Raw genomic sequence first — 23,956 nt, 5'->3', positions numbered from 1 at the left:
CGCTCGACCGCGTGGACTCGGGAGTCCACCCTACCTGACCGCTGGTTTGCGCGTGGGCACGGAGCGCCCACCCTACGAACAGCCGGGATCCGTAGGGTGGGCGCCCCGTGCCCACGCGGTACGACAAACGCTCACTCCCCGCCGAAGTGGTCCCACCCTTCACGTCCATCTCCACCGGCTGGCCCGCCGCGTCCACCAGGCGCAATCCCGGCTCGGCGTCGATGGTGCCGACGCGCGTGACCGGCGTATTCGCCGACACCGCCGCGGCGATTACCGCGTCGCGCTGGGCCGGCGGCGCCGTGAAGCACAACTCGTAGTCGTCGCCGCCGGCCAGGGGTGAAACGGCGGCGCAGCGCCTGCGGCTGGCGCGCCAGCACGGGGCCGGCGGGCAGCAGGTCGAGTTCCAGGGTGGCGCCCACGCGCGAGGCGTCGAGGATGTGCTGCAGGTCGCCGATCAAGCCGTCCGAGATGTCGAGTGCCGCGTGGGCCACCGGCAGCGGCCAGGGCCCGTCCGAGCGCGACGCGCGGCGTTGGCAGGTGCATGCGCGGCGCGGCTTCGAGCAACTGGTCCGGCGCCAGCGCCAGTTCCTTCCAGTAGCCGGCCAGCGCCAGCCGCGCGTCGCCCAGCGTGCCGGAGATCCAGATGTCGTGCCCGGCGCGGGCGGCGTCGCGCGCGCAGCGCATGGCCGGGCGCGATCTCGCCGAACACGGTGATGCAGACGGCCAGCGGCCCGCGCGTCGTGTCGCCGCCGACCAGTTCGCAATCGTGCAGGTCGCTGAGTGCAAACAGGCCGTTCGAAAATTCTTCCAGCCAGTCCTGGTCGACACCCGGCAGGGACAGCGCGAGCGTGAAGCCGACCGGACGTGCACCCATCGCGGCCAGGTCCGACAGGTTCACGGCCAGGCACTTGTGGCCCAGCATGCGCGGATCGGCGCCGGCAAAGAAATGGCGGCCCTCGATCAGGAGGTCGGTCGAGATCGCCGTCTGCATGCCCGGCGTGGGCGCCAGCAGCGCGCAATCGTCGCCGATGCCGAGCACGGCGTTACCGGCACGCGCGCGTCGAAAATAGTGTTTGATGAGGTCGAATTCGGAAAGCATGGGTGCATTCTACCGTCCGCTCGTGGCCTGCGCTCATCTCCCATAGGCTTTGCTTATATGCGGGCAGCTCCCATCAGCTTTGCTTCTGGTCCAACCACCGTGGAAAATACGTAGCCGGTAGCAAGAGTGGGTCTGATAAAATTGGAGGCTCCCCTCTAAGTTTCAGGAAGGCTGCACTAGCATGGACTCGTCATCGGACAAAAAAGAAGAACTGCGCCAACAACTGCGTGCTGCAGCGCTCGAATACCACCAGTTTCCCCGTCCGGGCAAGATTGCCGTCACCCCGATCAAGGGCTTGCTGAACCAGCGCGACCTGGCCCTGGCCTATTCGCCGGGCGTGGCCGCGCCCTGCGAGGAAATCGTCAAGGACCCCGCGGCATCGTATAAATACACGTCGCGCGGCAACCTGGTGGCCGTCATTTCGAATGGCACCGCCGTGCTCGGCCTGGGCAATATCGGCCCACTTGCTTCAAAACCAGTTATGGAAGGCAAGGGCGTGCTGTTCAAGAAGTTCGCCGCGATCGACGTCTTCGACATCGAGATCGCCGAGAACGACCCCGATAAACTGGTCGACATCATCGCCTCGCTCGAGCCGACCTTTGGCGGCGTCAACCTGGAAGACATCAAGGCGCCCGAGTGCTTCTACATCGAGCGCAAACTGCGGGAGCGGATGAAGATCCCGGTCTTCCACGACGACCAGCACGGCACCGCGATCATCGTCGGCGCCGCCATCCTGAATGGCCTGAAAGTCGTCAACAAGGACATCAGGAGCTGCAAGCTGGTCGTGTCGGGCGCGGGCGCCGCGGCGCTGGCCTGCCTCGACCTGATCGTCGACCTCGGCTTCCCGATCGAGAACATCTATGTCACCGACCTGGCCGGCGTAGTCTACAAGGGCCGCCTTGAACTGATGGACCCGGACAAGGAGCGCTTCGCCCAGGATACGCCGCACCGCAGCCTCTCGGAAGTCATTCCCGACGCCGACATCTTCCTCGGCCTGTCCGCCGGCGGCGTCCTGAAACCGGAGATGGTCGTCAAGATGGCGCCGAATCCGCTGATCCTGGCGCTGGCCAACCCGAATCCGGAAATCCTGCCGGAAGACGCGAAGGCCGTGCGCAGCGACGCCATCATCGCCACCGGCCGTTCGGACTACCCGAACCAGGTCAATAACGTCCTGTGTTTCCCCTACATGTTCCGCGGCGCCCTCGATTGCGGCGCCACCACCATCACGCGCGAGATGGAAATCGCCGTGGTGCACGCCATTGCCGACCTGGCCCACGCCGAGCAGTCCGACATCGTGGCCTCGGCCTATGGCATCAATAACCTGTCCTTCGGCCCGGAATACCTGATCCCGATGCCCTTCGACCCGCGCCTGCTGACCCACATTGCGCCGGCGGTGGCCAAGGCCGCGCAGGCCGGCGGTGTCGCCACCCGGCCGATCGAGGACCTGGCCGCGTACGCCGAGAGCCTGCAGCAGTTCGTCTACCGCAGCGGCACCTTCATGAAACCGCTGTTCTCGGTGGCGAAAGCCGCCCAGGCCGAAGTCAAGCGCATCGTCTACGCCGAGGGCGAGGACGAGCGCGTGCTGCGCGCGGTGCAGGTCGTGGTCGACGAGGGCCTGGCGCGCCCGATCCTGGTCGGCCGTCCGGCGGTGCTGGAGCAGCGCATCGAGAAGTTCGGCCTGCGCCTGAAGCAGGGCGTGCATTTCGACGTCATCAACCCCGACTTCGACGAGCGCTACCGCGACTACTGGCAGACCTACCACCAGATGGTGATGCGCAAGGGCGTGACCGCCGACATGGCCAAGCTGGCGATGCGCCGCCGCCATACCCTGATCGGCGCCATGATGATCCACAAAGGCGACGCCGACGGCATGATCTGCGGTACCTACGGCACCACCTGGACCCACCTCGAGTTCATCGACAAGGTGCTGGGCAAGCGCGCGGGTACGAATGTGTACGCGGCGATGAACATCATCATCACGCCCGAGCGCCAGCTGGCGATGCTCGACACCCATGTGAACGAGAACCCGAACGCCGCCGAAGTGGCCGAGATGACGATCATGGCGGCCGAGGAACTCGAACGTTTCGGCATCACCCCGCGCGTGGCGCTGCTGTCGCATTCGAACTTCGGTACCTCCAACAGCGAATCGGCGCAGAAGATGCGCGACGCGCTGGCCATGGTGCAGCAGAAGGCGCCGCACCTGGAGATCGACGGCGAGATGCACGGCGACGCCGCGCTCGACGCCAAGCTGCGCGCCAAGATCATGCCGCACTCGACCCTGAAGGGCGACGCCAACATGGTCGTGATGCCGAATATCGAATCGGCCAACATCGCCTACAACCTGCTCAAGACGGCGGCCGGCAACGGCATCGCGGTCGGCCCGATCCTGCTCGGCTGCGCGCGTCCGGTGCACATCCTGACGCCGTCGGCCACGGTGCGCCGCATCGTCAACATGACGGCGCTGTGCGTGGTCGACGCCGTGTCGAACCGCTGACGCGATTGACAGGCTGAACTGCCGGAAGTTCAGCCGCATCGATGGACCCTTGGCGGTCCTCACAGGCGAGCGTGCTCGCCTGTTTTTTTTGGCCGGGACACGTAACAATCCGTAAGCGCCGTCCGGTCGACCTGGCATTTCGGTCAATAATGCCTGGCCTGTCGCGGCCGTTTTCGTGCCGTGCGCCAGCCGTGCGCGCAAAGCTCGTCTGTTACAATATGGGGTTGTCAGAAAAATATTTGTCGCGCACTGATACTCATCCGGAATTCCCACACCATGCAGAAAACAACAAAAAAAGCCGTCATCACTGGCATCACCGGTCAGGATGGCGCTTACCTGGCGCAACTGCTGCTCGAGAAGGGTTACCACGTCACCGGTACCTTCCGCCGCTCCAGCTCGACCAATTTCTGGCGCATCGACGAGCTCGGCATCAGCGGGCATCCGAACCTGTCGCTGGTGGAATACGATTTGACCGACCTGGCATCGAGCCTGCGCCTGATCCAGAGCGCCGAACCGGATGAAGTCTACAACCTGGCCGCGCAAAGCTTCGTGGGCGTATCCTTCGACCAGCCTTTGACGACCGCATCGATCACCGGCCTGGGCGCCGTCAACCTGCTCGAGGCGATTCGCCTGGTCAATCCGAAGGTGCGCTTCTACCAGGCCTCGACCTCGGAAATGTTCGGCAAGGTGCAGGCCATCCCGCAGGTCGAGGACACCCCGTTCTACCCGCGCAGCCCCTACGGCGTGGCCAAGCTGTACGCCCACTGGATGACGATCAACTACCGCGAGAGCTATGGCATCTTCGGTTCGTCCGGCATCCTGTTCAACCACGAGTCGCCGCTGCGCGGCCGTGAGTTCGTGACCCGCAAGATCACCGATTCGGTGGCCAAGATCGCCCTGAACAAGCTCGGCGTGCTGGAGCTGGGCAACCTCGACGCCAAGCGCGACTGGGGCTTTGCCAAGGAATACGTCGAAGGCATGTGGCGCATGCTGCAGGCCGACCAGCCCGATACCTTCGTGCTGGCCACCAACCGCACCGAAACCGTGCGCGACTTCGTCGACATGGCCTTCAAGGGCACCGGCGTCGCCCTCGAGTGGAGCGGCAGCGCCGACAACGAAACCGGCCGCTGCACGAAGAGCGGCAAGACCCTGGTGCGCGTCTCGCCGAAGTTCTACCGTCCGGCCGAGGTCGACCTCCTGATCGGCAACCCGGAAAAGGCGAAGCGCGAGCTCGGCTGGGAGCCGAAGACCACGCTGGAAGAGCTGTGCCAGATGATGGTCGAGGCCGACCTGCGCCGCAACGAGCAGGGCTTCTCGTTCTGACATGAGCACCGCCACGCCAGACCTCCAGCCCGATACCGCTTCGCGCGAAGGCGAGGGCAAGCGCGCCCTCGTCACCGGCCTGCGTGGCTTCACCGGCGTGTATGTCGAGCGCGAGCTGGCCGCGGCCGGGTACGAGGTATTCGGTACCGTCATGCCCGGCGAAGCGACCGGCACGCACGCGCTCGCGGTCGACCTGTGCGACCGCGCGGCGGTCGGCGCGATGGTCGAGCAGGTGCAGCCCGACGTCGTCGTGCACCTGGCCGGCATCGCCTTCGTCGCCCACGGCAATGCCGAACAGATCTACCAGGTCAACGTGGTCGGCACCCGCAACCTGCTCGAGGCGCTGGCGGGCGTCGCCCACCGCGCCTCGGCCGTCCTGCTGGCATCGTCGGCGAACATCTACGGCAATGCCAGCGTGCCCATCATCGACGAAAGCGTCGCTCCCGCGCCGGCCAACGATTACGCGGTGAGCAAGCTGGCCATGGAATACATGGCGCGCCTGTGGATGGACAAGCTGCCGATCGTCATCGCGCGTCCGTTCAACTACACGGGCGTCGGCCAAAGCGAGCAGTTCCTGCTGCCGAAGATCGTCTCCCACTTCCGCCGCCGCGAGCGCCGCATCGAGCTGGGCAACCTGGCCATCGCGCGCGACTTTTCCGACGTGCGCATGGTGGCGCGCAGCTATCGCCGCCTGCTGGCGGCCGCGCCGGCGGGAGAAGCCTTCAACGTCTGTTCCGGCCGCAGCCATTCGCTGGGCGAGGTGATCGACCTGGCCTCGGAAATCGCCGGCTACCGCATCGAGGTCGAGGTCAATCCGGCTTTCGTGCGCGCCAACGACGTGCTGACGCTGTCGGGCGACCATGGAAAACTCGCCGCCGCGATCGGGCCGCTCGATCCGCCGCCGCTGTTGACCACCTTGCGCTGGATGTACCGGGGTGACCATGCATGGCCTGAACGTCGGCCTGGGCACGACCACGATCGAGCCGAGGCCGGCGGGCGGCCCTGTCGACGGCATCGGTGTCTACACCCGCGCGCTGCTGGCGCACCTGCCCGCCGCCGGCTGCGCGGTCCAGCCTTACTCCTGGCCTGACGCCGGCACCGCCACCATCGGCCAGCCGCTGCCGCAGAGTTTTGCACGCGCCACGCTGGTCGACCTGGCGACGCCGCGCGCGCACCGCGTGCACATGCCGGCCGACCTGTTCCACGCCACCGACTACCGCATCGTGCGCATGGACTGCCCGGTCGTGGCCACGCTGCACGACGCCTTGCCGATCAAGTATCCCGAGTTGTGCAATCCGCGCATGCGCCGCCTGAAAAACTGGCTGCAGCGTAAAGCGGCGCGCAAGGCCGATCACGTCATCGCCGTGTCGCACTACGCCGTCGCCGAACTGGTCGAATGCTTCGGGGTCGATCCGGCGCGGATCTCGGTGGTCCACAACGGCGTCGACGACAGCTGGCTCGACACCCCCGACCGGGCAGCCGTTGCCGCCACGCTGGCGCGCCACCGGCTGCAGCCCGGCTACTTCCTGTTCGTCGGCACCCTGCAGCCGCGCAAGAACGTCGAGCGCGTGCTGGGCGCCTACCTCGCCCTGCCGGCGGCGGTGCGTGCCGAGCGCGCCCTCGTCATCGTCGGCGCCGCCGGCTGGCGCTGCGAGACCCTGCTGCGGCGCATTGCCGCGGCCCAGGCCGACGGTGCCCGGGTCATCTGGCTCGACAAGCTGGGCGAGGCCGCCGCGCTGCGCCACGTGTACGCCGGCGCCGGCGTGTTCGTGTTCCCGTCGCTGTACGAGGGCTTCGGCATTCCCGTGCTCGAGGCCTTCGCCTCGAACGTGCCGGTGGTGACCTCGTCCACCACCTCGCTGCCCGAGGTCAGCGCCGGCGCCGCGCTCGAAGTCGACCCGCTCGACGAGGGCGCGATCGGCGCAGCCATGCTGGCCCGGTGCGCGACGACGCCTTGCGCGAGCGCTGCATCCGTGCCGACCGCGCCCGCGCCAGCGCGCTGACCTGGCGCGCCACCGCCCATGCCACCGCCGCCGTGTACCGCAAGGTACTGGCGCGCTAGCCCCGTTTTCCCAACATTGACATGCGCGTCCTTCACTTCTACAAGACCTATTACCCGGACACCGTGGGCGGCATCGAGCAGGTGATCCGCCAGATGTGCGTCGGCACCGGCCGCCTGGGCGTCACCAACACGGTCCTGTCGCTGTCGCGCGAAAAGAACCTGGTACCGATCGCCTTCGAGGGCCATACCGTGCACCGGGTGCCGCTCGACTTCGAGCTGGCCTCGAACGCCTGCTCGGTGGCCTCGCTCGGCGCGCTGGCACGGCTGGCGCGCGAGGCCGACGTCGTCCATTACCACTTCCCGTGGCCGTTCATGGACCTGGCGCATTTTGCCGCCCGCGTGCGCAAACCAAGCGTGGTGACCTACCACTCCGACATCGTGCGCCAGAAGCATTTGCTGCGCCTGTACCAGCCGCTGAAACACCGCTTCCTGCGCAGCGTCGACGCGATCGTCGCCACCTCGCCCAACTACCTCGAATCGTCCACCGTGCTGGAGCGCTATCGCGACAAGACCCGGGTGATTCCGTTCGGCCTGGACCGCGCCACCTATCCGCAACCGGAACCGGCGCGCCTGGCGTACTGGCGCGAGCGGGTCGGGCCGAAGTTCTTCCTGTTCGTGGGCGTGCTGCGCTACTACAAGGGCCTGCACGTGCTGTTGGACGCAGTGGCGGGGACGAACTATCCGGTGGTGATCGTCGGCGCCGGGCCGGAAGAGGCGGCATTGAAAGCCCAGGCGGCGCGCCTGGGCCTGGCCAACGTGCTGTTCGTGGGCGCCGTCGACGAGCCGGACAAGGTGGCGCTGCTAACGCTCTGCTACGCCCTGGCCTTCCCCTCGCACCTGCGCTCGGAGGCCTTCGGGATTTCGCTGCTGGAAGGGGCGATGTTCGGCAAGCCGATGATCTCGTGCGAGATCGGCAGCGGCACCACCTACATCAACATCGGCGGCGAGACCGGGCTGGTGGTGCCGCCGGCCGATGCGGCCGCGCTGCGCACTGCCATGCGCACGCTGTGGGAGAACCCGCAGCTGGCGCGCGACATGGACCGCGGCGCCACCGCCCGCTTCGACGAGGTGTTCACGGCGCAGCAGATGGCGGCCAGCTACACGGCGCTGTATCGCGAGCTCGCCGCCAGCCGCGTCGCCGCGACCGATCCCGCCGCTGCGCCGCCGCTGGGCTCGCGCGCGCCGGACTAAGTACTCGACCGGAAATAAAAGTGAATTTTGGCAAACAGAACCGGACGTGCCGGTTCGGATGCGGTGCAAGGCGGCGAGTGCGCCGCAGTGCGAGCACTGCAAGTACGAGCCAACACAGCAACGCGCCGGGTCTGGCAGCCAAAAACACATTTATTTTTGGGTGAGTACTTAGCTATTCAGGCCTGCAGGACGCTACCAGGCTCCTCGGCCCAGCGCTGGCGCACCGTGCGGATCGCCGGCAGCTGGGCGATGAAGAGATCGACCAGCACCGGGTCGAAATGCTTGCCCTTCTGCGCGACCAGGTGCGCGAGCGCTTCTTCCTCGCTCCAGGCGCGTTTATACGGGCGGATCGAGGTCAGGGCGTCGAACACGTCGGCAATCGCGACGATGCGCCCGGTCAGCGGGATGGCGTCGCCGGCCAGGCCCTTCGGGTAGCCGCTGCCGTCGTACTTCTCGTGGTGGGTCATGGCGATGTCGTGGGCGAGCTTGAGCATGCCGCCCCCGTGCTGGCCGATGATCTCGGCACCGATCGCCGCGTGGCTCTGCATGATCTTCCACTCGTCGGCATCGAGCGGTCCGGCCTTTTGCAGGATGCGGTCGGGGATGCCGATCTTGCCGACATCGTGCATCGGCGCCGCGTGCAGCAGGTCTTCGGCTTCCTGTTCCGTCATGCCGGCGGCCAGGCCCAGGATGCGTGCGAAATGGCTCATGCGGATCACGTGCAGGCCGGTCTCGTTGTCCTTGTACTCGGCCGCCAGGCCCAGGCGCTGGACGATTGCCAGGCGCGTCGCCTTGAGTTCCTCGGTGCGCACCAGCGACAGGTGGGTGCGTACGCGCGCGCGCACCACCGGCGGGCTGACCGGTTTCGTGATGTAGTCGACGGCGCCGGCCTCGAAGCCTTCGATCTCGTCGGCGGTGTCGGTCAGGGCGGTGACGAAGATCACCGGGATCGGCGCCGTGGCGGGATGCGCCTTCAGCGCGGCGCACACTTCGTAGCCGCTCATCCCCGGCATCATCACGTCGAGCAGGATCAGGTCCGGGTTTTCCTTCTGCGCCAGCTCGAGCGCGCGGGCGCCGTCCTTGGCGAACAGCAGGCGGTAGTGGTCTTGCAGGATCTGGCGCAGCAGTTGCAGGTTGCTGGCTTCGTCGTCGACCGCCAGGATCAGCGGACGATTGCTTGCGTTACTCATTCATTGTTTCCTGTTGCGTTGGTTCGGTCGACGGCTCACCGGCCGCCTGCGGCATCGGGCAGACGTGGGCGAGCAGGGCGTCGAGATGGGCCTGGGCCTGGTCGAAATCGAAATCGGCAAGCGCGCTCTGCACCTGCGTGACGCGTATCGCCGCCGGATGACCGGCCAGCGCCGCCGCCAGCCCGACCAGGGCGGCGTCGTCGAGCGCACCATGGCCGAGGGCTTCGCGCAGCACGCCAGCGGCGCGGCAGGCGCGCTGCAGGTCCGCTGCCGGGAGGGCATCGGCGGCAGGCTGCGGCGCCGCGGCCGGCTGCGCGGCGGCGATTGCCGCCATCGAGGCCAGGTGCACGGCCTCGACGCGCGCGAGCGCTTCCGGCAGCAGTGCCAGCGCCGCCAGCTGCTGGCCTTTCTCGCCCTCGGACAGGGCTTCCAGTTCGGCCAGCGCGTCGGCCAGCTGTTCCAGCGCCAGATTGCCGGCCACGCCGCGCGCCCGGTGCGCCAGCATGCGCAGGGACGGATAGTCGGCGGCATCGGCGTAGCCTTCCAGGCACTGCGGCAGCAGCGCATGCTGGCCGTGGAAATGCGCGAGCGCTTCCAGGTAGGCGTCCTGCTTTCCGCCCCAGCGGTGCAGGCCGCCGTGGCGGTTCCATACCTGGCGCTGCAGCGGCGGCGCGTCGTCTGCGGACGGGCTTGATGCCAGGCCGAGCACGCGCGCGATCTCGTGCGACAGGGCGAACCAGTCGACCGGCTTGGAGGCGAAGCCGTCCATGCCGGCCTCCACGCTGGCGCGGCGGTGTTCGGGCAGGACGCTGGCCGTCATCGCGATGACCGGCACACGCTTGCGGCCTGCGGCCTGCGCCTCTTCGCGGATCAAACGCGTGGCCCGCAGGCCGTCGAGCACCGGCATCTGGAAGTCCATCAGGATCAGGTCGAAGTCCTGGCGCGCGGCCATCTCGACCACGGCGCCGCCATCGGCCACGCCGGTCATGGTGTGGCCGCGGCGCGCCATCAGGAGTTGCAGCAGTTCCAGGTTCTGCGGTACGTCGTCGGCGACCAGCACGCGCAGCGGCGGCAGGGGCAAGCGGTGCGCACCCGTGCCTGCTGCGGGGCGAAGCGCGCCAGCACCAGCGGCAGCAGCACGTGGAAGGTGGTGCCTTCGCCCAGCACGCTCTCGGCCCAGATCCTGCCTTTCATGAGCTCGACCAGCTGCTTGCTGATCGTGGTGCCCAGGCCCGTGCCGCCGAAGCGCCGCGTCATCGAGGCATCGGCCTGGGTGAAGGGATCGAAGATCGCGTGCAGGCGCTCGGGCGCGATGCCGATGCCGGTATCGGTCACCGTGAAGTGGAGCTGGTCGCCCTGCGGCTCGGCGCGCAGGGTGACGCTGCCGGTCGCCGTGAACTTGATCGCGTTGTCGAGCAGGTTGGTCAGCACCTGGCGGATGCGCAGTTCGTCGCCGCGCAGGTTGGTCGGCAGCGCCGGGTCGTAGTGGATGTCCACGTGCAGGCCCTTGGCGCGGGCATTCGCCGCCAGCGTCGAGGACAGTTCGTCGATCAGCGAGAGCAGGTTGAAGTCGTTGATCTCGAGTTCGACCGCGCCCTTTTCCAGCTTGGCGGTATCGAGGATTTCGTTCAGGAGGCGCAGCAGCGAGCGGCCGGCGCTGCGCACGGTGTCGAGGTGGCGGCGCTGGTCCGGTGCCAGCTCGCCGTCGAGCAGCACGTCGGTGAAGCCGAGAATGGCGTTCATCGGCGTACGGATCTCATGGCTCATGTTGGCGACGAAGGTGGCACGCGCCGCCGCGACCTGCTCGGCCGCGTCCTTCGCCTCGCGCAGCGCTTCCTCCATCGTGCGGCGCTCGCTGATGTCGAGGATCACGCCGTCGAGCCAGGCCACATTGCCGGCCTCGTCGCGCACGCCGGTGCCGTTTTCCCACAGCCAGCGGGTGCTGCCATCGGCATGCAGCAGGCGGTATTCGACCAGGTAGGGTCGATCCTCGCGCAGGGCGGTGTCGATGGCCGCGGCGACGCGCGCGCGGTCGGCGACATGGATCAGCGCGTCGAAGCTGCGCCGCGCCGGATTGCCGAGGAAGTCGCTTGCCGGGTAGCCGGCCACGCGCTCGACCGCGTCGCTGATGAACACCAGCGGGAAGCTGCCGTCGATGCGGCTGCGATAGGAAATGCCGGGAATGGTGCCGATCAGGGAGCGGAACTGGCGCTCGCTGGCGCGCAGCGCGCCCTCCATTTCGCGCCGTTCGCTGATGTCGGTGACGAAGCAGACGAACAGCTCATGGGCGCCGAGGCGGGCATTGCCGACTGCGACCCGGATCGGCACGGGGCTGCCGTCGCGGCGCAGGGCCTCGACTTCGGCGTTCGGGGCTTCGCGCCCCTCGTCGCGCGCGTCGCTGCCCGGGTAGCCGAGCAGGCCGCTGCGGTCGTTGGCACGGTCGTCGTCCGTCATCAGGAGGCGCACGTTGCGCCCGACGATCTCGGCGCGCTTCCAGCCGAAGATGCGTTCGGCCGAGGCGTTGAATTCCTGGATGGTGCCGGTGCGGTCGATGGTGATGACGCCGTCGACGGTGGTGGTGAGCAGGGCGCGCATCCAGGCTTCGCTGCGCGACAGTTCGGTGTAGAGCTGGCGGTAGCGCAGCAGGCCGTTGGCGGCCAGCACCACCACGGTGAACAGCACGGTGATGAGGGAAATCGCCAGCGCCAGGGAGGCGCTGTCCGAGGCGGCTGGCACCGTCGAATTGACGACCCCGACGAAGCGGGCGGCGGCCATGCCGGTGTAGTGCATGCCGGCGATCGCGCAGCCCATGACGACGGCGGCCAGCAGCAGGCGCTGCGCTTCGCTCATGCTGCGCAGGCGGCTCAAGCCGAAGCGCACCCACAAGGCCAGCGTGGCCAGTACCACGGCCACCACGATCGACAGCGCGAAGGTGAACGGGTCGTAGCGCAGGTCCAGGCTCATGCGCATGCCGGCCATGCCGGCATAGTGCATGGCGCCGATGCCCGCGCCGACCAGCACGCCCCCGAGCAGCAGGCCGCCGCTGCCGATGCGCTCGCGCGCGATCAGGCTCAGGGCGACGAAGGAGGCGCCGATGCTGGGCAGGGACGAGAGGATGGTGATCATCGGGTCGTAGTCGACCCTTGTACACAGGTTAAAGGCCAGCATGCCGATGAAGTGCATGGCCCAGACGCCGGCGCCGAGCGCCAGGCTGCCCGTGAACAGCAGGATCGCGCGCTGGCTGCCGCGCTTGCTGCTGCGCTGGCGCGCCTGTCCGGCGATCTGCAAGCCCATCCAGGAAGAGAAGATCGCCATGAGCAGCGACAGCAACACCAGTTTCGGCTCGTAAAAGCCGTAGCTGAGCAGCGAAGGATCGCCGGGCAACATGAAAAGCGACATGAATGGATTCCAGGAGGGGGCGTCCGCAGGCGCGGCGGGGTTCGCAAGTATGACATTTTCCGCCTGGAAAGTCTGCTGTCGATTTGCTGAAATTAACGAAATCGTAAGCAGACTGTCGCGTACTTGCCACCGCCGGGGTGCTCCCGGGACGATGGCGCAACGATACGAACGCGGCCGTTCCAACGCCGCGTCCGTTGGAGTATGCTGGTAGCATGAGGAGGACATCCATGCGCGGGACAGGTGGGCGATGCTGATGCGACGATTGCTGGTTGCGCTGCTGGCGGGAACGAGTGTCCTGGCCGCGGCTGCCGTTCGGGCGGGCATTCCGGCCCGCGCGGTCCAGGCCCCGAGCGCCCAGGCGGGCCCGGCGCAGGCGTCTCCCATCCATATCGCCACCGAGGCGGCGCCGCCGTCGAGCATGCTCGATGCCGGGGGCAGGGTCGTCGGCATCGCCACCGACAAGGTGCGCGCCGCGTTCGAGCGCGCCGGGATTGCCTACACGATCGACATGCTGCCCCGGAAACGCGCCTACGCGGCCGCCTACGCGCGTCCGGACGCCTGCGTCTATTCCACTACCCGCACGCCCGAGCGCGATCCCCTGTTCAAGTGGGTCGGGCCGACCGACAGCGCCGAATGGGTGCTCATGGCCCAGGCCGAACGCCGCATCGCCCTGCGCACGCTGGAAGATGCCCGGCCTTACCGCATCGGCACCTACCACGGCGACGCGCGCGACCACTACCTGCGCAGCCGCGGCTTCCGGGTCGACGCGGCCTCGAGCGACATGACCAATCCGCGCAAGCTGCTGATCGGGCGCATCGACCTGTGGGCCGCGGCGCTGCGGCGCGGCAGCCCGGTCCTCGAGCAGAATGGCTGGGCCGGACGGATCGTCCCGGTCCTCGTGTTCAACCGGATCGACGTCTTCCTCGCCTGTAACCGCGCCATGCCCGATGCCGTCATCGAGCGCCTGAATGGCGCGTTTGCCTCACTCGAGCGCGATGGCACGCTGCGCCGCATCGAGCGCTCCTACGACGGCTGGACGGCGCGGCCGGCACCGTAGGCCTGCACGCCAGGCGGGATGCGACCGGGAGTTGTTCCCTTAATTTGCCGAAAACTCGAAAAATCTGCGGAAATCGCAGAGCGGCGTAAGCGCATGCGGCCCAATTGTTACATGCGAAATCGCGATGAACGCCGGTTGCAGGCGAGCGCCGCGCGTACTCAGCCGTGGGGCAGGCCGAGGTTGCGGTTGGCCGGCACGGCGATGTCGATCAGCCTTGGCCGCGGCAGGTTCAGTTCGGCCATCAGGCGCACGAAATCTTCGCGGCTGCGCGAAGCCAGGCGCGCGTTGTGGCGCTTTTCCCATCCGATCGTCGACACCGCCTGGCCGTGGTAGTCATGTCCCGGCCAGATGCGGGTGTCGTCAGGCAGCGTGAACAGCTTGCCGGTCACGCTGTCGTACAGCGCATCGGCACTGCCGCTCTGGAAGTCCGTGCGCCCGCAGCCGCCGATCAGGAGCGTGTCTCCGGTAAAGACATTGCCGCGCCAGAGGTAGCTCATGCTGCCCGCCGTGTGCCCGGGCGTATGGAGCACGCGGATTTCCTCTTCCTGGCCGAAGCGCAGCACGTCGCCGTCCTGCAATTGCACCTCGGCCGCGGTGATGCCGCAGCCGGCGGGCGCGGCGGCGACAGCCCCGGTGAGGGCGCGCAGTTCTCCGGCCGAGGTCACGTGGTCGGCGTGCGCATGGGTTTCCAGCACGTAGACCAGCTGCAGCCCGAGCCGCGCGAGGTGGCCCAGGTCGCGTTCGCGGTGGCGGTCGACCGGGTCGACGATGACGGCCTGCTTTGAACCGGGCCCGGCCAGGATGTAGGTGAAGGTCGACGATTCGGGATCGAACAGCTGGATGGGGTTCAGGTGCATGGGGTCTCCGGTAAGGGATGCGGCATCAGGTACGGGCGCTGGTCGGGGGAGCGCCGCGCCTGGCCCGCTCGATCAGGTCGAAAAGGATCATGCCCGCCACCATCGCCAGCACGAAGAGCAGTGGTTTCATGCCGCCCGATGCAAGCGAGGCGAGCGCCGGGCCCGGGCAGAATCCGGAAAGTCCCCAGCCGACGCCAAAGGTGAGCGAGCCCAGCACCAGGCGGCGGTCGACGCGGCGTGCCGTCGGCACCTGCATGGCTGCACCCAGCAGGGATTGCGTGCGGGCTCGCGCGTAGCGGTAACCGAGGGCGGCAACCAGCACGGCGCCGCCCATCACGAAGGCGAGCGACGGGTCCCAGTTGCCGGCCAGGTCGAGAAAGCCCAGCACCTTGGCCGGGTCGGTCATGCCGGAGACGACCAGCCCGACGCCGAATACCAGGCCGGCAAGCAGGGCGACAAGCAGGTGCATGGCGGTCCTTTCAGCCCAGGACGTGACGCAGCAGGTAAACGGTAAGAAAACCCGCCAGCATGAAGGCCGCGGTGGCCACCAGCGAGCGCGGCGACAGGCGCGACGCCGCAGACGCCATGGCCGCTGGTGCAGCCGGCGCCATAGCGGGTGCCGATGCCGACCAATAAACCCGCTGCGACCAGGGTGGCGCCATCGGCGTCGATCGTCGCCTGCGGCAGCCTTGCCAGCAGGCCGTACAGGAGCGGTGCGCAGACGAGGCCGCCCGGAAGGCGAGGCGCCAGGCAAGGTCGCCCTTTACCGGACGCAGCAGTCCGGCAAGGATGCCGCTGATGCCGGCGATGCGGCCGTTGAGCAGGACGAAGGCAGCGGCAGCCAGGCCGATCAGCAGGCCGCCGATCAGCGAGGTCCACGGCGTGAACTGGCTCCAGGCGATCGTCATTGTGCTGCTCCTTCCAGCGGGTGGCTGAGGCCGTCATGGCGCGGCTGTGCGTCCATCGCCGGGGTCTCGTTGCCTGTATTGTAATGTCAGGAGCGGCCAGGCGATAGCGCCGTGTGACCGGCAAGGGCAGGCCTGGCGCATAATCGAGGGGTGTCGATTCCTCGGGAGCGATGAAATGAAATGTCCATTCTGCGAGAGCACCGACCTGGTCCATGACCTGCGGGATCTGCCCTATGCCTACAAGGGAAGCGCGACGACCTTCGAAGGAATTGAAGGCCATTTCTGCCGTGGCTGCAGGGAAGGCATCCTCACGCCACGCGCGCTCGGGCAGTTCGGCCAGCTGGCGATGGAATTCCGGCGCAAGGTGGATGCCGGGGTGGGGTAGGAAGAGGCGTCCGGCTGCGCTGGTCAACAAAAAACCCGCGATGCCGGTGCGACATGCGGGTTTTTGATTTGTACGACTATGTGATGCAATCCTGTGGTGCCGGGAACCGGAATCGAACCGGTACGCCTCGCGGCGCGGGATTTTGAGTCCCGTGCGTCTACCTATTCCGCCATCCCGGCAACGCGCCCTGCATTATCGCTGATTTGCATTGCACCGGCAACAGTTTCGCGGCCCGGCAATGCCGGCGCGGTGGCGATTACCCGCTCCGGTTGCGCGGTTTCGCCGCCCGCCAGCGCCGCCTGCAGCGCGCGCAGGGTCGGGATCGGGCCGACTACTTCCAGCGTATGGGGCTTGATGCGTACGTTCACGCTTTGGGCCCGGGCGCGCCAGCTCGCCGGGGCGATGCGCACGTAGCGCATCCGCTCGGCGCCGGCATCGGTGCGGACGTAGCCGAGCGCGACCAGCGCGGCGTCGAGCGTGTGGCGCATGTGGCAGGCGTCGAAGCGGGTGCTCACCTCGAGCCGTCCGGGCGAGCCGGCGCAGAGGGCAGGACCAGTCCCGCCAGCAGCGGCAGGACGATCGCGGCCAGCGGTGCGTCCGGGTTGAAGCTGCGCAGCGCCAGGACCAGGAGCGGCATCCCGATCGCCACCGCCAGGCCGTATACCGTCAATGGCGACAGCGTGCCCAGCAGCTTGACGCGCCGCCGTGCGTGCACGATTTCCGAGAACATTACGCTTTTCATGTTGTCTCCTTCTTAGAGCGCCTAACAAAACCGCCATAGCCGCGTTGCGGCTCCTAGTCGTACAGGTGTACTGTCTTCGTCGCCACGCCTTGGCTCCGCCTTGCCCTGAAGGCCCCGCCTTCAAGGCCTCTGACGATTTTGTTAGGCGCTCTTGGGCGCTCTTCAGCGGCACCGACGATGCGCTATTGGTCATTGTCGATGCCGCTTGCGCCCTGGAGTTGACGTGACTCAAGGAACATGACCGGGGACATTTTCCTGCCCCAAGACGGGGCGCCGGTCGCCGTCACGCCGACATGTGCCGTCACTTCGTCCAATGGAGACACCATGAAACGATTCCAGTCCGCCCGTCTCGCCATGCGCACCAAGACGCTGATCGCCGCCCTGTCGACCGCGCTGTCCGCCGCCCTGGTCGGGCTGGCGCCCGCGCACGCCCAGACAATCGAACGCACCGAGGCGATCAGCCTCAGTCCCGATGGCGTCGGCGGCTTCACCGCCCATTTCGGCGACGGCTTCACGGCCGCGCAAAGCGGCAGCGCTTTCACCGACCTGTTCACCTTCGCCGTCGCCGGTACCCCGTTCGACGCGGCAGCCTCGGTCACGTCCTCGTTCCTGAATTCGCCGGGCACCAAGGACCTCCTGATCACCGGCCTGTCCCTGTACCGCTACGACCCCGCCACGCTGGCCGTGGTCGGCACGGCGATCGCCGGCATCGACCAGACCGGGTTCGAGGACAACGCGCCCGACTCCTGGGCGGTCTCGGCCTATAACCTGGTCAGCGGCGCCTATGCCGTGCGCGTCGACGGCCAGGTACTGGGGGCGGCAGGGGGCAGCTTCGGGGCGGACCTGGCAGTCTCGCCGGTGCCGGAAGCGCCGATGGGGGCGATGCTGCTGGCGGGGATGGGCGCGGGCGCCCTGCTGTGGCGCCGCGCGCAGGTGGGGAGCCCGCCGCGGCGCGGCGCCGGGCGGCCTAGGGGGGCGCTCAGCGCGCGCGGCGGTACAGGCGGAAGCGCTCGTCGCGGTCGGAGGCGCGCCGGCCTTCCCACAGCAGCGTGGCGCCACCCGTGCGCCAGACGCGCGACAGCTCGCGGTCGTCGCGCGTCCTGACGCTGTCGTGCAACAGCACGTAATCGCACTGGCCACCCTGTACGCCAGCGAAGGGCAGGCGGCCGTAGTAGGCGAACGAGGCGCGCTGCGGGGCGCCTACATTCGTGTCGATGCAGTTCGCGTTCGGCGGCAGCTTGGCGGCCAGTGCCTGGGCGACGCCGGCGTAGCTCTTGCTGTAGTTCAGGTCAGGCAGGAACAGCGTCATCAGGAGCACCCACACCAGGATCAGGCCGCTCGACGAGAGCACCACGGCGCGCCACAGCACCGAGGGCTTGCGCGAGACGCGCCAGCGCACCAGCCAGAACCAGCCGATCGAGACGGCGGCCGCGACCGTGAACGAGACGATGCCGAATTCGGGCGTGAACCCTGGCACCAGTTTCAGGGCGTTATGCGAGAGCTTGGCCGGCCAGCCGGTGAGCTTGGCGATCCAGAACAGCCAGACCAGGGCCGCCAGCGTCGTCAGGGCCATCACCGAGAACCAGTCGATGGCGTTGATGGCGCCCCGCTTCATGGTAGGCAGGCCGAAAGCGGCCATCAGCGCCAATAGCGGCAGCAGTTTCAGCAGGTCGCCGTTCCCCGGCGTCGGACCGCACAGGGTCAGCGCGGTCAGGGCACAGAAGAAAGTGAGCGGCAACACGATGTGCAGCATGTTCTGCTGGCGGCGCCAGGCCCAGATCGCCCAGCCGGCAAAAGGCCAGGCAGGCCAGGCGAACCAGACGCCGATGCGGAAGAAGGCCTTGATCGAGGCCCAGCTCGGCAGGGCGAGCTGGTCCAGGTTCCAGCCCAGCCAGGCCGACACGGGCGAGCCCCCATACGGCTGCACCAGCGTAGCCGGCAGGATCCAGATCAATGTCAACAGCACGGCGGCAAGGCCGGCCACCAGCATGTGGCGCAGGGCGGTCGCCACGGGAATGCGGAAGAATCGGGTGCACAGCAGCAGCGCCAGCAGCAGGGCCGTTGGTGCCAGCGGTCCGCGCGTCAGCGTCAGGGCGCCGAGCGAGAGGCCGACCAGGGCGGCATTGCGCAGGCAGGCCGTTTCGATGTAGCGCACCGCGCGGTAGAGGAAGTAGGCGACCAGCGAGCCCTGCAGCGTGACGGCGAGAGTCTCGTGGCTGTACAGCAGCAGTCCGAGCGAGCCGAGGTAGACCAGCACGGTGGTGTCGGCCAGGGTGCGGCCGTAGTCGTCCGGCTCGGGCTGGCCGCCGAAAGCAAGGCGCAGCGGCTGCGCTTCGGGGCGCCGGCCGAGGTGGAAGGCGGTGTACCAGAGCGACATGCCGCCGACGACGAAGATGCCGATGTTCGACACGCGCGCGGCCAGTACGTCGCCCAGCAGCCAGCCGAACAGCTTGATGCAGAGGGCGCCCAGCCAGAAGGCCAGCGGGCCTTCGTCGAGTGCGGGCAGGCCGGCGATGTTCGGGTACAGCCAGTCGTGCAGGCCGCCGCGCGCCATCGTCCACATCAGGCCGAAGCTGCCGGCGTCGTCCTTCCACGGGTCGCGGCCGATCAGGCCCGGCAGGATATACAGCAGGCCGAGTGCGAACAGGGCCCAGCGCGGCAGGGCGAGCGTGGCGGCGGCGGGGAGACGGACTGGTTTCATCGATAAGTCTGATGCGTGGCAATAATGTCGCGCTAGTATAGCGGCGAATGGAAATCGCCCAATCAAGGCGAAAAAAAAGAAGCCGGGAATCCGGCTTCTTTCTTGGTGCTCCTGCGGGGATCGTATGAGGCCCGCGGAGGCTGTGTTGCAGTGTGGCTTAGCCGTTCGCGACCGAGGTCTTCGAACCGACGGCGCCGAACTTCTGGCGGAATTTCTCGACGCGGCCAGCCGTGTCGACGATCTTGTGCTTGCCGGTGTAGAACGGGTGCGATTCAGCCGAGACTTCGATCTTGATCAGCGGATACTCTTTACCCTCGTGGGTAGCGGTTTCGCGGGTCGAGATGGTCGAACGGGTGATGAATTTGAAATCGCACGACACGTCGTGGAACAGGACTTCGCGGTAATTCGGGTGGGTATCGGTCTTCATGATTCTACTTTCGATGAGTTTGGTAGCCAAACAGCACTTCGTCGGTCGGCTTGCTTCGTGACCCGATTGCCGCTCACTTGCCAGGTTGAGGTACTGAACCGGAGATTATAAGCGGCTTGCCAGGCCAAGGCAAGCCTGCCGGCCGGCCCGGGTGGCGGGGCGTCACGCGTGCAACAGGCGGCGCAGCCGTGCCGGCGCGCCGGCATCCATTGGCGCCGGGGAAACGAAGTAGGCCAATTGCCAGCCTTGCGCGCGGATCGCCGCCTTCGCCACCGGCAGACTCCAGGGTGGATAGACGCGGATCGCACGCTTGCCGCCGACGCCGTCCTGCGACATCACGCCATGGCGGATCAAGGCCTGCCGATCGAAGACGAAATGACCGTGCTGGCCGGCGCCGGCCACGCTGACAATCACCAGGTCGACCTCGTCAAGGCTGTCGAAAGGCGCGATGTCCGCGCCTGGCGCAGGGCGCTTCCAGACGGTCACGAACTGGCCGATCTTCGTGGGCGTGGTCTTGGCCACGCGAAAAGCGACAAGCCGTCCATCGAGGCCGAGGCGGCAGGCGCCATACTCGCCGCCTTCCGGCTCGCACCGAGGCGCTGCGGTGGTGCTCACGCCGGCTTCACGGTAAAGCCCGTCGAGGGCGAACGGCAGGTCGGGCGGCAGGTCGCCGGTTGCAGTCATGTTCGGTTTTCAATGAAAAATGCGGCGCGCATAAAAAAATGCCGCTCAGTACACTGAACGGCATTCGCGGCCTGGCTGCCTTTCATGAGACGCCCGGCAAGTGGCTAGTTAACCGCCGCGGCGCATCATGTCGAAGAACTCGATGTTGTTCTTCGTCGCCCGCATCTTGTCGAGGATGAACTCCATCGCCTCGATCTCGTCCATCGAGTACAGCAGTTTGCGCAGGATCCAGATCTTTTGCAGCTGGTCCGGCTTGATCAGCAGTTCCTCGCGGCGGGTACCCGACTTGTTCAGGTTGATCGCCGGGTAGACGCGCTTCTCGGCCAGGCGGCGCTCGAGGTGCACTTCCATGTTGCCGGTGCCCTTGAATTCTTCGTAGATCACGTCGTCCATGCGCGAGCCGGTTTCGATCAGCGCGGTGGCGATGATGGTCAGCGAGCCGCCTTCTTCGATGTTACGGGCGGCGCCGAAGAAGCGCTTCGGACGCTGCAGCGCGTTGGCGTCGACACCACCGGTCAGCACCTTGCCCGAGGCCGGGATCACGGTGTTGTAGGCGCGGGCGAGGCGGGTGATCGAGTCGAGCAGGATCACGACGTCCTTCTTCATTTCGACCAGGCGCTTGGCCTTTTCCAGCACCATCTCGGCAACCTGCACGTGGCGGGTGGCCGGTTCGTCGAAGGTCGAGGCGACGACTTCGCCGCGCACCGAACGCTGCATTTCCGTCACTTCTTCCGGACGCTCGTCGATCAGCAGGACGATCAGGGTGCAGTCCGGGTGGTTGGCGGTGATCGCGTGCGCGATGTGCTGCAGCATGACCGATTTGCCGGATTTAGGGGAGGCCACCAGCAGGCCGCGCTGGCCCTTGCCGATCGGCGAAATCAGGTCGACGATGCGGCCGGTGATGTTCTCGGCGCCGTTCATGTCGCGCTCGAGGCGCAGCGGCTCCTGCGGGTGCAGCGGCGTCAGGTTCTCGAACAGGATGCGGTGCTTCGAGGCTTCCGGCGATTCGCCGTTGACCTTGTCCACCTTTACCAGGGCGAAATAGCGCTCGCCGTCTTTCGGGGTGCGCACTTCGCCTTCGATCGAATCACCCGTATGCAGGTTGAAGCGGCGGATCTGCGACGGCGATATATAGATGTCGTCGGTCGAGGCCATGTAGCTGGCGTCGGGCGAGCGCAGGAAGCCGAAGCCGTCGGGCAGCACTTCGAGTGCGCCATCGCCGAAGATCTGTTCGCCTTGCTTGGCGCGTTTCTTCAGGATCGCGAACATCAGTTCCTGCTTGCGCAGGCGGGCTGCGTTGTCGATGTCGAGGCCGATGGCCATCTCCAGCAGCGCGGAGACGTGCATTGCCTTCAGTTCAGATAAGTGCATGTTGTGTGGGTGTCCCGTGACGGGAAGGTAAAGGTAGGGGAGGGAACGACGTGGATTAATTAAACTGCGTCAGTGGAAAACAACCGGAGCCGGTTTGCTTCCCGTCCGCAAAAATGGCGGCAGTGCGGGCGCACCGCCACCGCGTTCTCAGATATTGCTGTCGATGAACGAAGTCAGCTGACCCTTGGCCATGGCGCCGACTTTCTGCGCCGCTGGCTGGCCGTCCTTGAACAGGATCAGGGTCGGGATGCCACGGATGCCGAACTGGGCCGGTACGGCCTGGTTGGCGTCGACGTCCATCTTGGCGATCGTGATCTTGCCATCGTATTCCTTGGCCACTTCTTCGAGGATCGGAGCGATCATCTTGCACGGACCGCACCACTCGGCCCAGAAATCGACCAGGACCGGGCGCTCGGACTTGAGCACGTCGGTTTCGAAAGAAGCATCGCTGATGTGTTTAATGTTTTCGCTCATGTTTTCCTCAAAGAAGAGGTAAGGATCAATGTACGCCTGGAGACCATGCTTGTCCTGCTCAGCACATGTCCGGCTTCCGTTTGTCGGGACGATGTCCCTTTGGTAAAACTGGTTGCAACACAATGGTGGAGACAATGTGCGCAAACTCAATATTTGGAAGGGCGTCTGGAGGACGTCAGGCGGGGGATTTAGGCCGAATAATACCTTATTTTCCCGAAAAGTGTTCAGACGTTTGTAGAAAACTTAACATGTCACGGCCGTGCGCAATTGGTCCAGCGCGATCGGCTTGCGGAAGGTACCCGCCACGCGTAATCCGAGCACCCGCGCCAGTTCGCTGGCGGCGTCGCGCACCCCCGAATCCATGCCCGACAACAGGATGACGGCGCCTCCAAAACCGCGTGCCGCGGCCGCCTGCAGGAACTCGATGCCGTCCATGTCGGGCAGGGCGAGGTCGCAGATGAGCAGGTCGGGGTTTTGTTCGGCGAGGGTGGCGAGCGCATGACGGGTCGTCGCCTCCGTATAGACCTCGCGCACGCCGAGCTGTTCCAGCATGTCCTTGAGCATCTCCAACATGAAGCGGTCGTCGTCGAGCACCAGCACGCGCGGCGGCAGCGCCGCGTCCGCAACGGCGAGCTTGTTCATACACTTGGTTCCGGCTAATTGTTGACTGGAAGGGCATTATGGGCGAAACCGGGCATGCGTGGCGCACCGTGTTCAATATCGTCCGAAACTGTTGCCTCTCCTGGAAATCAACAACCCTTCAGCCGACGCTGCCGGTCAACTGAATCAAATGTCCCGGGTGCCACATCGTCACCACCGAGGCGACGCGGCCCTGCGAGGTGGTCTTGCGCTTGAGGACCAGGCAGGCGGCGCGGCCGTCGATGCCCAGCTGCTCGGCCACCTCGCGTGGGGCGCCCAGGGCCTCGATGCTGTAGGTGGCGCCCTGCAATGGCGCCACCGCCATCAGGTGTTCGTTGGGGGTGATGCTGGCGAAGTCCTGCTGCAGGTAATCGGGCGCGCAGGCCGGATTGACCCAGCGGTCTTCGAGCTGGATCGGTACCTCGTTCTCGAAGTGGACGATGGTCGAATGAAACAGCGGCGCGCCCGGCGCCAGTTCGAACTGCAGCGCCAGCGCCTCGGCGGCGGGTGCCTCCTCGAGCAGGCAGAGGCGGCTGCCGTGGCGGTGGCCGCGTGCGCGCACTTCGTCGGCGATGTTGCGGATTTCGACCAGCGTCGCCTGGTATTTGCGCGGCGCGACATAGGTGCCCGATCCCCGGCGCCGGGTCAGCACCTGCTCGGCCGTCAGTTCGCGTACGGCGCGGTTGACGGTCATGCGCGAGACGCCGAACTGGCGCACCAGGGCCTGCTCGGAGGGCACCAGGTCGCCTTCCTTCCAGCGCCCGGAGGCGATCTCGCCGACCAGGTAATCCTTGATGCGCTGAAAGATGGGGGTAGGCGTGGGGGTGCTCGCTTGCGCGCTGTGTTCGTCCAAACTGCTCTCCGTGGGGCGATAATGGTGCTGTTGACAGTGGGGATTCTAGCACCGCGAATTCGAAAGCAAGGAGCGGAGTGCGGTAACACCACGCCGCTGC

General features: G+C 66.8%; 21 protein-coding genes, 1 tRNA gene and 3 pseudogenes. 8 read left to right on the top strand and 17 right to left on the bottom strand.

The genetic code is table 11. The annotated features are described in order from the left end of the window. Positions 1-131: 131 nt before the first annotated feature. Positions 132-1,099: pseudogene (gene thiL, locus G4G28_RS22230) on the bottom strand (thiamine-phosphate kinase). Positions 1,100-1,280: 181 nt separating this feature from the next. Here thiL and G4G28_RS22225 point away from each other — a divergent pair. The 5 genes from G4G28_RS22225 (at position 1,281) to G4G28_RS22205 (ending at position 8,169) form a co-directional block, all read left to right on the top strand. Continuing rightward, positions 1,281-3,593: an NADP-dependent malic enzyme gene (locus tag G4G28_RS22225; protein ID WP_182989973.1), complete on the top strand. Its 2,313-nt coding sequence runs from the start codon at positions 1,281-1,283 to the stop codon at positions 3,591-3,593. Positions 3,594-3,869: 276 nt separating this feature from the next. Continuing rightward, the gene (gmd, locus tag G4G28_RS22220; protein WP_182989972.1) at positions 3,870-4,916 is read left to right on the top strand and encodes a GDP-mannose 4,6-dehydratase; all 1,047 of its coding nucleotides are present in this window, start codon (positions 3,870-3,872) and stop codon (positions 4,914-4,916) included. A gap of 1 nt (position 4,917) precedes the next feature. Continuing rightward, positions 4,918-6,006 (top strand): GDP-mannose 4,6-dehydratase, encoded by a 1,089-nt coding sequence (locus G4G28_RS22215; protein WP_229507777.1) that lies wholly within the window; start codon positions 4,918-4,920, stop codon positions 6,004-6,006. Then, positions 5,894-6,919, top strand: coding sequence for a glycosyltransferase family 1 protein (locus tag G4G28_RS22210; protein WP_229508117.1), 1,026 nt, complete (start codon positions 5,894-5,896; stop codon positions 6,917-6,919). The genes G4G28_RS22215 and G4G28_RS22210 overlap by 113 nt, the downstream gene beginning before the upstream one ends. An 80-nt stretch (positions 6,920-6,999) precedes the next feature. Continuing rightward, positions 7,000-8,169 (top strand): glycosyltransferase family 4 protein, encoded by a 1,170-nt coding sequence (locus G4G28_RS22205; RefSeq protein WP_183107839.1) that lies wholly within the window; start codon positions 7,000-7,002, stop codon positions 8,167-8,169. Positions 8,170-8,345: 176 nt separating this feature from the next. Here the strand turns inward: G4G28_RS22205 and G4G28_RS22200 are convergent, their stop codons facing one another. From G4G28_RS22200 to G4G28_RS22195, 3 genes are read right to left on the bottom strand one after another with little or no spacing between them, the layout of a single operon-like run. Beyond that, on the bottom strand, positions 8,346-9,359 hold the full coding sequence (locus G4G28_RS22200; RefSeq protein WP_182989969.1) for a two-component system response regulator: 1,014 nt from the start codon (positions 9,357-9,359) through the stop codon (positions 8,346-8,348). Beyond that, entirely contained in the window at positions 9,352-10,419 is a 1,068-nt protein-coding gene (locus G4G28_RS27050) for a response regulator (protein WP_229507776.1), read from the bottom strand. Before G4G28_RS27050 ends, G4G28_RS22200 begins: the two co-directional genes overlap by 8 nt. Continuing rightward, positions 10,368-12,758, bottom strand: coding sequence for an MHYT domain-containing protein (locus G4G28_RS22195; protein WP_229507775.1), 2,391 nt, complete (start codon positions 12,756-12,758; stop codon positions 10,368-10,370). Before G4G28_RS22195 ends, G4G28_RS27050 begins: the two co-directional genes overlap by 52 nt. A gap of 253 nt (positions 12,759-13,011) precedes the next feature. Here G4G28_RS22195 and G4G28_RS22190 point away from each other — a divergent pair, with 253 nt between their 5' ends. Next, complete coding sequence (locus tag G4G28_RS22190; protein ID WP_182989968.1) at positions 13,012-13,815, top strand: ABC transporter substrate-binding protein; 804 nt, start codon at positions 13,012-13,014, stop codon at positions 13,813-13,815. 158 nt (positions 13,816-13,973) lie between these two features. Here the strand turns inward: G4G28_RS22190 and G4G28_RS22185 are convergent, their stop codons facing one another. From G4G28_RS22185 to G4G28_RS22175, 3 genes and pseudogenes are all read right to left on the bottom strand, one after another. Beyond that, on the bottom strand, positions 13,974-14,672 hold the full coding sequence (locus tag G4G28_RS22185; RefSeq protein WP_275944329.1) for an MBL fold metallo-hydrolase: 699 nt from the start codon (positions 14,670-14,672) through the stop codon (positions 13,974-13,976). A 25-nt stretch (positions 14,673-14,697) separates the two neighbouring features. Then, a complete protein-coding gene (locus tag G4G28_RS22180; RefSeq protein WP_183107838.1) occupies positions 14,698-15,141 on the bottom strand; it encodes a YeeE/YedE family protein in 444 nt (147 codons plus the stop codon). Between the two features lie 10 nt (positions 15,142-15,151). Next, positions 15,152-15,580, bottom strand: a pseudogene (locus tag G4G28_RS22175) (YeeE/YedE family protein). Positions 15,581-15,755: 175 nt separating this feature from the next. Between G4G28_RS22175 and G4G28_RS22170 the strand changes: the two are divergent. Continuing rightward, positions 15,756-15,965, top strand: coding sequence for a type II toxin-antitoxin system MqsA family antitoxin (locus G4G28_RS22170; RefSeq protein ID WP_182989965.1), 210 nt, complete (start codon positions 15,756-15,758; stop codon positions 15,963-15,965). Positions 15,966-16,059: 94 nt separating this feature from the next. Here the strand turns inward: G4G28_RS22170 and G4G28_RS22165 are convergent. The 3 genes from G4G28_RS22165 to G4G28_RS22155 form a co-directional block, all read right to left on the bottom strand. Continuing rightward, a tRNA-Leu gene (locus tag G4G28_RS22165) sits at positions 16,060-16,144 on the bottom strand. Beyond that, complete coding sequence (locus G4G28_RS22160) at positions 16,127-16,453, bottom strand: hypothetical protein (RefSeq protein ID WP_183107837.1); 327 nt, start codon at positions 16,451-16,453, stop codon at positions 16,127-16,129. The genes G4G28_RS22165 and G4G28_RS22160 overlap by 18 nt, the downstream gene beginning before the upstream one ends. Positions 16,454-16,476: 23 nt before the next feature. Further along, complete coding sequence (locus G4G28_RS22155; protein WP_183107836.1) at positions 16,477-16,707, bottom strand: hypothetical protein; 231 nt, start codon at positions 16,705-16,707, stop codon at positions 16,477-16,479. 237 nt (positions 16,708-16,944) lie between these two features. Here G4G28_RS22155 and G4G28_RS27045 point away from each other — a divergent pair. Beyond that, positions 16,945-17,574, top strand: a pseudogene (locus tag G4G28_RS27045) (FxDxF family PEP-CTERM protein); the annotation flags it as partial. A gap of 112 nt (positions 17,575-17,686) precedes the next feature. Here G4G28_RS27045 and G4G28_RS22150 read toward each other — a convergent pair. The 7 genes from G4G28_RS22150 to hutC form a co-directional block, all read right to left on the bottom strand. Beyond that, positions 17,687-19,408, bottom strand: coding sequence for a glycosyltransferase family 39 protein (locus G4G28_RS22150; RefSeq protein WP_183107835.1), 1,722 nt, complete (start codon positions 19,406-19,408; stop codon positions 17,687-17,689). A 157-nt stretch (positions 19,409-19,565) separates the two neighbouring features. Beyond that, positions 19,566-19,835, bottom strand: coding sequence for a type B 50S ribosomal protein L31 (locus tag G4G28_RS22145; RefSeq protein ID WP_182989962.1), 270 nt, complete (start codon positions 19,833-19,835; stop codon positions 19,566-19,568). A 162-nt stretch (positions 19,836-19,997) separates the two neighbouring features. Then, entirely contained in the window at positions 19,998-20,519 is a 522-nt protein-coding gene (locus G4G28_RS22140) for a MepB family protein (RefSeq protein WP_182989961.1), read from the bottom strand. A 108-nt stretch (positions 20,520-20,627) separates the two neighbouring features. Next, complete coding sequence (gene rho, locus G4G28_RS22135; RefSeq protein WP_182989960.1) at positions 20,628-21,890, bottom strand: transcription termination factor Rho; 1,263 nt, start codon at positions 21,888-21,890, stop codon at positions 20,628-20,630. Positions 21,891-22,037: 147 nt separating this feature from the next. Continuing rightward, positions 22,038-22,364, bottom strand: coding sequence for a thioredoxin TrxA (gene trxA / locus G4G28_RS22130; protein ID WP_182989959.1), 327 nt, complete (start codon positions 22,362-22,364; stop codon positions 22,038-22,040). A 243-nt stretch (positions 22,365-22,607) separates the two neighbouring features. After that, positions 22,608-23,006, bottom strand: a complete 399-nt coding sequence (locus G4G28_RS22125) for a response regulator (RefSeq protein ID WP_182989958.1) — start codon at positions 23,004-23,006, stop codon at positions 22,608-22,610. 118 nt (positions 23,007-23,124) lie between these two features. Continuing rightward, positions 23,125-23,856 (bottom strand): histidine utilization repressor, encoded by a 732-nt coding sequence (gene hutC, locus G4G28_RS22120; protein WP_182989957.1) that lies wholly within the window; start codon positions 23,854-23,856, stop codon positions 23,125-23,127. Positions 23,857-23,956 lie beyond the last annotated feature (100 nt).

The sequence above is a fragment of the Massilia sp. Dwa41.01b genome, assembly GCF_014171775.1.
In the GTDB taxonomy this organism is placed as follows: Bacteria; Pseudomonadota; Gammaproteobacteria; order Burkholderiales; family Burkholderiaceae_D; genus Telluria.
The sequence above is the reverse complement of the archived record's forward strand: the minus strand, read 5'-3'. Positions and strand labels throughout refer to the sequence as shown.

What these genes read in the sequence shown, in the direction of transcription:
- rho (WP_182989960.1), bottom strand. Translation starts at nt 21,890, where the DNA reads ATGCACTTATCTGAACTGAAGGCAATGCACGTCTCCGCGCTGCTGGAG.
- trxA (WP_182989959.1), bottom strand. Translation starts at nt 22,364, where the DNA reads ATGAGCGAAAACATTAAACACATCAGCGATGCTTCTTTCGAAACCGAC.
- G4G28_RS22145 (WP_182989962.1), bottom strand. Translation starts at nt 19,835, where the DNA reads ATGAAGACCGATACCCACCCGAATTACCGCGAAGTCCTGTTCCACGAC.
- G4G28_RS22160 (WP_183107837.1), bottom strand. Translation starts at nt 16,453, where the DNA reads ATGCGCCACACGCTCGACGCCGCGCTGGTCGCGCTCGGCTACGTCCGC.
- G4G28_RS22180 (WP_183107838.1), bottom strand. Translation starts at nt 15,141, where the DNA reads ATGCACCTGCTTGTCGCCCTGCTTGCCGGCCTGGTATTCGGCGTCGGG.
- G4G28_RS22195 (WP_229507775.1), bottom strand. Translation starts at nt 12,758, where the DNA reads ATGTCGCTTTTCATGTTGCCCGGCGATCCTTCGCTGCTCAGCTACGGC.
- G4G28_RS22190 (WP_182989968.1), top strand. Translation starts at nt 13,012, where the DNA reads ATGCGACGATTGCTGGTTGCGCTGCTGGCGGGAACGAGTGTCCTGGCC.
- G4G28_RS22140 (WP_182989961.1), bottom strand. Translation starts at nt 20,519, where the DNA reads ATGACTGCAACCGGCGACCTGCCGCCCGACCTGCCGTTCGCCCTCGAC.
- G4G28_RS22150 (WP_183107835.1), bottom strand. Translation starts at nt 19,408, where the DNA reads ATGAAACCAGTCCGTCTCCCCGCCGCCGCCACGCTCGCCCTGCCGCGC.
- G4G28_RS22170 (WP_182989965.1), top strand. Translation starts at nt 15,756, where the DNA reads ATGAAATGTCCATTCTGCGAGAGCACCGACCTGGTCCATGACCTGCGG.
- G4G28_RS22155 (WP_183107836.1), bottom strand. Translation starts at nt 16,707, where the DNA reads ATGAAAAGCGTAATGTTCTCGGAAATCGTGCACGCACGGCGGCGCGTC.
- G4G28_RS22125 (WP_182989958.1), bottom strand. Translation starts at nt 23,006, where the DNA reads ATGAACAAGCTCGCCGTTGCGGACGCGGCGCTGCCGCCGCGCGTGCTG.
- G4G28_RS22215 (WP_229507777.1), top strand. Translation starts at nt 4,918, where the DNA reads ATGAGCACCGCCACGCCAGACCTCCAGCCCGATACCGCTTCGCGCGAA.
- G4G28_RS22200 (WP_182989969.1), bottom strand. Translation starts at nt 9,359, where the DNA reads ATGAGTAACGCAAGCAATCGTCCGCTGATCCTGGCGGTCGACGACGAA.
- G4G28_RS22205 (WP_183107839.1), top strand. Translation starts at nt 7,000, where the DNA reads ATGCGCGTCCTTCACTTCTACAAGACCTATTACCCGGACACCGTGGGC.
- G4G28_RS22185 (WP_275944329.1), bottom strand. Translation starts at nt 14,672, where the DNA reads ATGCACCTGAACCCCATCCAGCTGTTCGATCCCGAATCGTCGACCTTC.
- G4G28_RS22225 (WP_182989973.1), top strand. Translation starts at nt 1,281, where the DNA reads ATGGACTCGTCATCGGACAAAAAAGAAGAACTGCGCCAACAACTGCGT.
- gmd (WP_182989972.1), top strand. Translation starts at nt 3,870, where the DNA reads ATGCAGAAAACAACAAAAAAAGCCGTCATCACTGGCATCACCGGTCAG.